This window comes from Aeromonas sp. PS2Canimalfood6, assembly GCF_048276795.1.
GTDB classification, from domain to species: Bacteria; Pseudomonadota; Gammaproteobacteria; order Enterobacterales; family Aeromonadaceae; genus Aeromonas; species Aeromonas caviae.
This window is the reverse complement of record NZ_JBLUXC010000088.1, coordinates 1-9,968: the sequence shown is the minus strand read 5'-3', so window position 1 is coordinate 9,968 and position 9,968 is coordinate 1. Positions and strand designations below refer to the sequence as shown.

Below are 9,968 nucleotides of genomic sequence, written 5' to 3'. Positions count from 1 at the left end.
TGCGGCGGAGCACCGTTGGAGGTGATCAAGCAATACATTCAAAACCAGCGGGGCTGACGCCCCGGCGAAATTCCCCTCCCACCTACGTCGGAGGGAGTCCCCTTTCGCATTTAAGATGGCCTGCCACTCGTCCGCCGGCAGCCAGCCGGGTTCGTCCCCGTCCCCCAGGGCGATGAACCCCTCGTAGTCGAGCTCGCCGATCAGCTCCCCTTCCCGGTAGAGGGGATCGTCGATGGCGATCACCAGGGACTGGCTGTCAATGAGAGAGAGCGCCTTTCGCACCACTGCGCCGAACTCCCGGTCCACCAGCACCACCTTGCTCTGGGCGTGCTGGAAGATGAAGGCCATTGCGTCCGCATCGAGCCGGGTGTTGATGGTGTTGAGCACAGCGCCGCTCATGGGTACCCCGAAGTGCGCCTCGAACATGGCCGGCACATTGGGGGCGACGATGGAGACGGTGTCCCCCTCGCCAATGCCGCGACGGCGCAGGGCCGAGGTGAGCTGGCGGCAACGGCGTTCGGTCTGGGCCCAGCTCTGGCGCAAGGGGCCGTGGATCAGCGCCGGATAGTCGGGATAGACCCGGGCGGCCCGCCCCAGAAAGCTCAAGGGGGTCAGCGCCTCGAAATTGGCGGGCGTCTTGCCAAGGCCGGCGTCGTACATGTTCTGCTCTGTCATCGGATCCTTCCTCACAGGGACACAAAACGGGGTGGCACTCGCGGTTCACCACGACCGGCATTGTGCCCTGATGCGGGGCCAGGATGCCGGCTGGAACCGGATGAAAGGGTATCAAGGGGGCCAGATCCCAGGTATTAGCGAAACGTCTTAGGGGCCCTCGGCCCTGCTCCCCCTGTCGCCAATCGCCGACGCTATTTTTGTGCGGTCACTTTTTGCGCAGTCAGCCCCTGTCGCGATCCCGTGGCCCTTGCCTTGAGCCTGCGGCGCAAAATGCCAAGAATGATCCCAAGCCCTCAACGGGTATGAGTACAAGGAGAAGAGTGATGAACAAATCCATGTTGGCAGGTGTCGGGATCGGTGTTGCCTCTGCGCTGGCATTGTCGGCGGTCGCCAGCGGATCCCTGTTTTCATCAGAGCCCCAGTTTGCCGAGGTGCTGGCCAGCAAGCCGGTGACCGAGACCATCAAGACGCCACGTCAGGAGTGCCGCAACGTCACCCTGACCCACCGCAAGCCGGTGCAGGACGAGCACAAGATCCTGGGTACCGTGGTTGGCGCGGCCCTGGGCGGCGTGGTCGGCCACCAGTTTGGCGGTGGCAGCGGCAAGAAGGTGGCCACCGCCGCCGGTGCCGTGGCAGGGGGTTATGCCGGGAATCAGGTGCAGGGCAACATGCAGGCCGGTGATACCTACACCACCACGGAGCAGCGCTGCAAGACGGTGCAGGAGAGCAGCACCCGCACCATCGGCTATGACGTCACCTACCGCCTCGCCGGCCAGGAAGGGGTGGTACGCATGGAGAAGCAACCCGGCCCCACCATTCCGGTCAAGGATGGCAAGCTGGTACTGAGCAACGCGCAGGGTTGATACTCCGTTAGGAGCGCCCTGCCATGAGGAAGGCCCACCACGACGGTGGGCCTTTTTCATCTTCGCAACCCAACCTGTCTGCAACAGGTCTTCCCAACAAACGTTTTCTCAACAGAAAGGGGCCCGCAGGCCCCTTTCTTGTTGCTCAATCATCCTCAGTGGCGACCGAAGGGCCACCAGGGCTTGTCGTTGTCCTGGATGTCGACCCGGGTCTGCTGCAGGGCGCCGGGCTGGCCCCCTTCCACCCGATCGAGGCTCACCCTGAACTGCTCGGTGGGCTCGACGAACCAGTCATCGATGATCAGCACTTTGACCGACTTGCTGCCCCCCTCGCCCGCAGCCCAGCTCACCGACTGACCGAACCAGGGCAGGAAATCCAGCCCCCAGCGCGCCGTGACCCCGTCAAGGGCCACCCGGGCCCGGGCCGGCTTGCTCAGATCGCCGCTTCGCACCAGGGGGATCTCGGCAAACCACTGCCCCTCGTTCACCGTGATACTGGCCTGAGCCAGCGAGATGGTGGACGGTGCCAGCTTGTCCTTGATGGTCACCAGGGTCTGGTGCTGATCCCCCAGGGTCGCGCCGCTCGCATCAAACAGCTCCAGGGTAAAGGTCTCGTCCCCCTCGTGCAGGGTGTCGCTCTTCACCGGGATGCTGATGGTCTGGGGCTCGCTCTGCCCGGCAGCCCAGTGCAGGGTACCGGTGAGGGGCGCCACGTCGCTTGCGTCCGCGCTGCCATGGACGATGCGATAACTCACGCTCGCCTCCCCATGGCTGCCATCGCGGCGCGCTACGCTCAAGACCAGGGTGTTGCCCTCCTCCACGTTTGCAGCGGCGCTCTCGAGGCTCAATACCCCGGCGGGCGGCAGCGGATACTGGATGGCTACCAGCACGGGATCGTGATCCGAGGCGCTGAAGGGCCCTTCGGATTTCGCCAGCTGGCCGCTGTACTTGCTGCCGTACTCGAAGAAGTTGCTCTCGGCGGAGTTGATGTGCCAATCCTCGATGCCGATCACCTTGGCCGCGAGGCTCGGGTTTGCCAGGGCGTGATCCAGGTTGCCGAGCTCCCCTTCATAGCTGTAGGAGTAGGTGTCGGTGCCGTGGAAGCGGGTGTTGAGGTTCACAAACCCATACCCCTTGCCCAGGGCGCTGCCGCTCTCCTCGAAGGGCTGACCCGCCAGGGTGGTGAAGGAGGCGCTCATGATCTGGCGCGCCTGGGCGGCCGGATCATAGTCGGTCAGCACCCGGATGGGATCTTCCATGCCATAGGCGTTCATGTCGCCGATGAGCAGCAGATCCCCGGCCAAATCTTTGAGCTGCTCCCCCAGCACCTTGGCGGCAGAGACCCGCAGCGCGTTGCAGTGGCCCTGGCCATCCAGCGGATCGGCGGTGGCGTAGTCGGGGTAATCCTCAAAGCAGGCGGAGCCCTTGGACTTGAGGTGGTTGACCACCAGGGTCAGGGGCGCATCCCCCTTGGGCGAGCTGAAGCGCTGCACCAGCGACTCGCGCATTCCCTGATTGATGGTCACCGGCTTGCCGCTGGCGTCCACCGCCTCGGCCTGCTGCACCGGCAGCGCGATAAGGCTGGCGGCCCCTTGCGGGGTCACCTTGGCGGGCCGGTAGATGAGCCCCACCGTGATGGCGTCGGTGCCAATGGGCTTGCCATCCGGCGAGGCAATCCAGCGGTAGTGATCCGCCTCATCCGGCTGTGCGGCATTGATGGCCGCCACCAGGTTGGCGATGGCGGAGTTGTCGCCATAGCCGTTGTTCTCGATCTCCATCAGCCCCACCACGTCGGCATTGAGGCGGGTGATGGCGCTGACTATCTTGGTGCGCTGCAGCTCGAACTCCGCCACCGTCAGGGCGCCCCGGTTGCTGCCGGTGGGGTTGGCATCGCCCCCCACGACCGTGGTGAAGAAGTTGAGCACGTTGAAGCTCGCGACCCGCAGATCCCCCGCCTCGGCAAGTTCGAGGGTTTCCACCCGATCCCAGCCGCTGTGATCAATCTGGCTCGCGTCGATGCGGTTGCTGGCCACCAGCCGGAACAGGTTGTAGGAGTAACCAAGCGCCCCCTCCAGCCCGTTGAGCTTGTCGCCGATGCGAAGGTAACCGTCCTCGGCGTTGAAGCCGGGGAACCAGGGCAGCACGCCGTCCGGCGCCTTGGCGTCGGTCTCCACCACCAGCTGGTTCCGCTGGTTGTGAAGGGCCCAGTCGCTCGCCTCCTCGCTCATGGCGGCAAATTTCTGGGTCGACTTGATGAGCGGCGCGCCATAGGCCAGCACCAGGTTGTTGCGCTTGCCGTCGTAATCGAAGCTGAAGTTGCGGGTCACCACCAGGCTGGAGCCCGGCACTAGCCGTACCTGCATCCCCTCGTGACGCTCCAGCAGCTGGCTCAGGCTCTCCCCCGCCACCGGCACCAGATCCACTGCCGCCGGCACGCCCCCAGCGGGCCGGGTCACCACCAGCTCGTCGGCATTGATCTGGGTCTGGTTGAAATACTCCTTCACCTTGCCCGAGACGCACACCTCGGCCCCCGGCACGATGGCAGCGTTGGCCTTGGTGCTGTAGACGAAGAGGCCGTCGGAGGTGGCCGGATCCCCGTCCCCCTGCTCGTCCTGAATGAAGAAGCCCTTGTAGAGGCCGCTCACTACCTGGGTTACCACGCCGCGAGTGGCATAAGCCTGTTCCGATTCAAACTTGCCGGCCGGCACCAGGGGGCTGCTGCTGCCCGTGCCCTGAATGGCGGGCACCGGCACCAGGCTGTCCACCGGGCAGACGAAGGCGGGTGGCTGGGTGCCATCGCAGGGGCCATCGCCACTGCAACCCAGACCACTGGCGTCATCTTTCGGGGCCGCCACGTATTCCTGCGCCGGATCGAAGGGGGCGGTTGCATCAGTGCGGCCGATGGTGACGGTGGCCTTGCGGCGCAGGGTCATGTCCAGGGTCGAGACGTTGCCCGACACCCAGGCCGTGCCCGGATCCACCCCCACCTGGCCGAAGCTGTCCACTATCTCGCTGCCGCGATAGAGCACCAGGGCGTCGTCACCATTGAACACCAGGTTGCCGCTGGTGCGGTTGGCCTTGGCCAGGATCTCGCTGCTCGCGGAGGGGTTGGCCAGCACCAGGGTGGCGCCCGGGGCCAGCGTGCCTTGCAGCGCCAGGCTGTTGGTGGGTGATTCGCTGATGGGTTTGCCGTTGGCGTAGAGCGCCAACCGGTATTGGGAGAGATCGACGAGGTCGCTGCCGAGGTTGCTCAGCTCCACCGCCTTGTTGTTGCCGGACCCTTCCAGGTATTCGGTGATAAGCAGTTGCGCCTGTGCCTGTCCAGCGAGCGCCAGCCCGACGGCCAGCGCCACCAGAGAGTGTCTTCCTGACATGGTCAGTTTCCTTTTTTATTTGCAGATCATGTTATTGGCGCCCCGCACAAGGCGGGCCGCAGCACCTTGGATGCAGCCATCAACGGGAGGCATGTCAGCCCCCGGCCGAAACTGCGCGCCCACTCTGCCCCGTCGGCGCCGGGGCTGCTGCGAGCTGGCTAACAATGACAACAAAATGTTGCGCCAAGGTGACGGGCAATACCCGAATGGGCAGTGTCTGCCATCGCTGCGCAGGAAGTTGTCGCCCCCTGCCCCTGCTGGCGGCCTCTGTCAGGGAGCGACATCGGCGCCGGGGCAGACAGGGGGAGCACAACGGCGGCCCTCTGCCCGCTACCATCTCGTGAACAACCCCACTCACAGACTCCGGATCATGGGCAAATCCATGGGCGCCATACCGGGCGCCACTCCCTTCGTGGCCCGAGAAGGCAGAAAACCGGGGGTGGAACGCTCTCCTGGTGCTCTTGTGGAACCGGTTCCAGTAATGACAGAAATAACAAGAGAGGGGATGACACAAACGTTTGTTGCTTTTGCGCTCGCGAATGGCAATAGTTCTCACTTTCTTTTTTGACCGTCTCTATTCTCGAGGTGCTACAAGATGTTTCGTCACCCCCTGGCAAAGTTGCTGCTGCTCGGCCAGCTCGTCCTGGTGAGCTGGATGGCGCAGGCCGCCCCCCCCGTTGAAGTGGAAGATGTGATGGGCCGCAAGGTCTCCCTCAGCCTTCCGGCAAACCGTATCGTGCTCGGTTTCTATCCCGAAGATTACCTGGCGGTGGCCGGTGAAGGCGGGGCCGAACGCCTGGTGGGCATGTCCCTGGGCTGGTTCATGAAGTCCCGTCCCGCCATCTGGTCGCTCTATGTGGCCAGCCAGCCACAACTGGCCAAGGTCCCCGACCTTGGCAACGTGCAGGATCAGAGCTTCTCCATCGAGAAGACCCTGGCAGTCAAGCCCGACCTGGTGATCCTGGCGAAGTGGCAATATGAGGCCCTGGCCGCCGACCTGCCACGCCTTGAACAGGCGGGGATCCCGGTGGTGGTCATCGACTACAACGCCCAGACCCTGACACAGCACATGGCGAGCACCCTGCTGCTTGGCAAGCTGACCGGCCAGGAGGCCCGCGCCCGGAAGATGGCCGACGAGTACAAGGCCAAGATTGACACCATCACCTCCCGCATCGCCGCCGCGAAGCGCACGCCGCCCCGGGTCTACATCGAGCTGGGTGACAAGGGCCCGGCCGAGTACAGCTACACCTATGGCAAGGACATGTGGGGCGCCATGGCCCTGCTGGCCGGTGGCAACAACGTGGCCGCCCCCTTCGTCGATCGCTGGGGCCCCATCCACCCGGAACAACTGCTGGCGAGCAAGCCCGAGGTGATCCTGATGGCTGGCTACGAGAGCGTGAGCAGTGCCGTCGCCATGCAGGTCGGCCAGGATGTGTCGGAAGAGACCGTGCGCCAGCGTCTGCAAGGCTTTGCCGCCCGTCCGGGCTGGAGCGAGCTGCCTGCGGTGAAGCAGGGTCGCCTCTACGCGGTCTATCACGGCGCCACCCGCAGCATCATGGATGCCGCCCTCATCGAGTTCATGGCCAAGGCCCTCTATCCGGACCTCTTCCAGGATCTCGACCCCCTGGCCACCTATCAGGCGTTCTACCAGCACTACCTGCCCATCCGTCCCCAGGGCACCTTCATGCTGGGCATCAAGCAGGATGACGCAAGCTAACCCCGGCAATTCGGGTGCGGCCCACCTCGGCCACCCCCTCTTCAGCAACCCTCTTGGATTGTGTGGGCGCCTCTTGCGGCGCCCGTTTCAGGATTGACATCATGAATGATTTGGCTGCCCTGCAGCAGACCCTCGCCCGGCAGCGGCAACGGGAGCGCCGTCGCTGGCACTGGCTCCTGCTGCTCACCCTGGTCCTGTGCATTACCCTGGTGCTCGACATCGCCACCGGCCCCTCCCTGTTGGCCCTGCACGACGTGATCGATGCCCTGGTTTCCCCCGCCCAGGCCGATCCCATGACCCGCACCATCGTCCACGACATGCGCTTGCCTATCGCCCTCATGGCCCTGGTGGTCGGCGCCTCCCTCGGTCTTGGCGGTGTGCAGATGCAGACCCTGCTAGACAACCCCCTCGCCAGTCCCTATACCCTCGGGCTCGCGGCGGCGGCGGGCCTTGGCGCGGCGCTGGCCCTCTACACCGGCGGCCTCGGGCTTCCTCCCCTGGTGGCCATCCCTGCCGGTGCCTTCATTGTGTGCATGTTTGCCGCCTGCCTGCTGTTTGGTCTGGCCATGATGCGCCATGTCAGCAGTCAGACCCTGATCCTGGCGGGCATCGCCCTGCTGTTCCTGTTCCAGTCCCTGCTCTCCCTGCTGCAGTTCCTCTCCTCCCCCGAGCTCAACCAGCAGATCCTGTTCTGGCTGTTTGGCAGCCTGATGCGCACCACCTGGGACTCCCTGATCATCACCGCCGTCGTCACCCTGATCTGCACCCTGCTCATCTACCGTGACGCCTGGGCCCTCACCAGCCTGCGCCTCGGGGAAGCCCGCGCCCGCAGCCTCGGGGTCAATGTCGACAGACTGCGCATGAAGACCCTGGTGCTGGTCGCCCTGCTCACCGCCACCGCCACCAGCTTCGTCGGCGTGATCGGCTTCGTCGGCCTGGTGGCCCCCCATATCGCCCGCATGCTGGTGGGGGAAGATCAGCGCTTTTTGATCCCCCTCTCCGCCCTGTGCGGCGCCTGCATGCTCTCGGCGGCCTCGGTGCTCTCCAAGTCCATCATTCCGGGGGCCCTGTTCCCCATCGGCATCGTCACCGCGCTCATTGGCGTGCCCTTCTTCATCTGGTTGATCCTCGGCAGGGGGCGTAAACGTGCTTGAAATATCCCGACTCTCCCTCTCCCTCGGCCAGCAGACCTTGCTGCGGGATCTCAGCCTCACTCTGCATCCGGGTCAGGTCCATGTGATCATCGGCCCGAACGGGACCGGCAAGACCTCCTTGATGCGCACCCTCTTTGGTGAACTGACCCCGGACAGTGGCGACATTCGCCTCGGGGACCAGAGTGCCCGCCAGATGACGCAGGCCAGGTGGCGCCAGCAGTTTGGCTACATGCCCCAGAACATCCAGCTGGAGCTGGATCTCAGCGTCATCGAGGTGGTGGTGCTGGGGCGCCTCGACAGCCTCTCCATGCGCCTCGCGGACGAGGACATCCTGGCCGCCGGCCGTGCCCTGCAGGCGCTCGGCATCGCCCATCTGGCGGATCGCCCCCTCTACTCCCTGAGCGGCGGCCAGCGGCAGATGGTGCTCTTCGCCCAGGTGCTGCTGCGCGACCCCCGCATCATGATGCTGGACGAGCCGGTCAGCGCATTGGACCTGCACCACCAGATGCAACTGATGGAGCACCTGTGCCAGCAGACCCGGGAGCAGCAGTGGATCACCCTGGTGGTGCTGCACGATCTCAACCTGGCCGCCCAGTTTGCCGATCAGCTGATCGTGCTGGCAGGGGGAGATCTGCAGGCCTTCGGCCCCCCCGCCCGGGTGCTCGACGCGGCCCTCATCGAGCGCCTCTACCAGGTGCCGGTGGAGATAAGCCACGATCAGCACGGCATCCCCTTCCTCAGAACCCTGCGAAAGACATCATGACACAGTGCTGCGCCACCCCGGCGACCACCTCCCCACGCGCTGGCGGGAGGCGACCATGAACGGCGCCTCCTACTGGCGGGACTGGCAGGGCATGAGCCCGGCCGCCCGCCTGCTCATCACCAATGGGCTCGCCTTCAACCTCGGCTTCTACATGATGATGCCCTTCCTCGCCCAGCACATGGGCAGCGGGCTGGGCCTGGCCGGCTGGGCCTGTGGCCTCGTCATGGGGATGCGGGTATTCAGCCAGCAGGGGCTCTTCCTGTTGGGCGGTACCCTTGGAGATCGCATCGGCTACCATCCCGCCATCGTCTGGGGCTGCCTGGTACGATCCTTGGGCTTCGTGCTGCTGGGCTGGGCCGAGTCCCTGCCCATCCTGCTGCTGGCCGCCGCCCTCACCGGCTTTGCGGGGGCTCTTTTCACCCCCTGCGCCCAGGCCTACCTTGCCAGCGAATGCCACAACCCGAGCCAGCGTCAGCGCGCCTTCGCCCTGCACAATCTGGCCAGCGAGGCGGGCATGCTGCTTGGCCCCCTGGTCGGCCTCACCTTGACCCAACAGAGCTATACCCTGACGGGGATCCTGGCGGCGAGCCTCTTCGCCCTGCTCGGAGTGCTGCAATACCGGGTGCTGCCCAAACGCCCGGTGAGCAACCAGAGCCCCCGTGGCGCCATCTTGCGCCAATGGGGGGAGATAGTGCGCCAGCGCCCCTTCATGGGGTTCACCCTGCTGGCAGGCAGCTACCAGATCCTGTTCCACCAGCTCTATCTCGCCCTCCCCGCCCATATCCAGAGCCTGCCGGACGCCACCCACCTGCTCGGCGGCGTCTTCACCCTCTCGGCGGTGATCGGTGTCGTGCTCCAGCTCCCGGCCTCCCGCCTGGTGGAGCGCCGCCTGGGAGTACCGCTCGCCATGGGGCTGGGGATAGGCATGATGGGCTTGAGCTATCTCGCCCTGCCCCTGCTGGCCCCCTGGCCGACGGCAGGCGTGTTGACGCAGGTGGCCCTGCTCTCCCTGGGCTCCATCCTCAGCTTCCCGCTCTTCGCCGCCCAACTGCCCCGCTACGCCCCCCCTGAGCAGCTCGGCAGCTACTACGGCTTCTATGCCAGCGCCGGGGGCTGCATGGCGCTCATTGGCAACCTGCTCATCGGCTTTATGCTGGGGGATGCGGGCAGCCGCCCCGCCACCGCCATCTGGTGGCTGCTGGCCCTCGCCGGCCTGCTGGCGGGGTTTGGTCTCTATACCCAACTGCGCAAGGATGGCCAGGTGCAACCTGCTCCCCATCAATAAACAGGGCGGCCAAGGCCGTAATGCCAGTCAGTTAAGCCTGACTGGCATTGTTTTTACTAGGTTTTCTCGTCGCATACTTCTGTGGTTTGGCTTTGATGCACCTTGGGTAACTTCGTTCTCGGCGGGCGGGTAACTTG

Annotated in this window: 7 protein-coding genes; 5 read left to right on the top strand and 2 right to left on the bottom strand. The window is 65.1% G+C overall.

The window, feature by feature from the left end; all coding sequences use genetic code 11:
- Window positions 1–675: AMP-binding protein (locus ACNPAA_RS19975; RefSeq protein WP_234917641.1), on the bottom strand; the 675-nt coding region annotated here is incomplete at its 3' end.
- A gap of 323 nt (window positions 676–998) precedes the next feature.
- On the opposite strand from ACNPAA_RS19975, the gene ACNPAA_RS19970 reads away from it, so the two are divergent.
- Window positions 999–1,538, top strand: a complete 540-nt coding sequence (locus ACNPAA_RS19970; protein WP_010674678.1) for a glycine zipper 2TM domain-containing protein — start codon at window positions 999–1,001, stop codon at window positions 1,536–1,538.
- 155 nt (window positions 1,539–1,693) lie between these two features.
- On the opposite strand, the gene ACNPAA_RS19965 is transcribed toward ACNPAA_RS19970, so the two are convergent.
- Window positions 1,694–4,912, bottom strand: a complete 3,219-nt coding sequence (locus ACNPAA_RS19965; RefSeq protein WP_417891968.1) for an ExeM/NucH family extracellular endonuclease — start codon at window positions 4,910–4,912, stop codon at window positions 1,694–1,696.
- Between the two features lie 595 nt (window positions 4,913–5,507).
- Between ACNPAA_RS19965 and ACNPAA_RS19960 the strand changes: the two genes are divergently transcribed.
- The 4 genes from ACNPAA_RS19960 (at window position 5,508) to ACNPAA_RS19945 (ending at window position 9,831) form a co-directional block, all read left to right on the top strand.
- Window positions 5,508–6,629, top strand: coding sequence for an ABC transporter substrate-binding protein (locus ACNPAA_RS19960; protein ID WP_201873071.1), 1,122 nt, complete (start codon window positions 5,508–5,510; stop codon window positions 6,627–6,629).
- A gap of 101 nt (window positions 6,630–6,730) precedes the next feature.
- On the top strand, window positions 6,731–7,783 hold the full coding sequence (locus tag ACNPAA_RS19955) for a FecCD family ABC transporter permease (RefSeq protein ID WP_201873068.1): 1,053 nt from the start codon (window positions 6,731–6,733) through the stop codon (window positions 7,781–7,783).
- Window positions 7,776–8,546 carry an ABC transporter ATP-binding protein gene (locus tag ACNPAA_RS19950; protein ID WP_010674674.1) on the top strand — a complete coding sequence of 257 codons (771 nt, stop codon included), beginning with the start codon at window positions 7,776–7,778 and terminating at the stop codon, window positions 8,544–8,546. The genes ACNPAA_RS19955 and ACNPAA_RS19950 overlap by 8 nt, the downstream gene beginning before the upstream one ends.
- A 55-nt stretch (window positions 8,547–8,601) precedes the next feature.
- The gene (locus ACNPAA_RS19945; protein ID WP_201873066.1) at window positions 8,602–9,831 is read left to right on the top strand and encodes an MFS transporter; all 1,230 of its coding nucleotides are present in this window, start codon (window positions 8,602–8,604) and stop codon (window positions 9,829–9,831) included.
- Window positions 9,832–9,968: the final 137 nt, after the last annotated feature.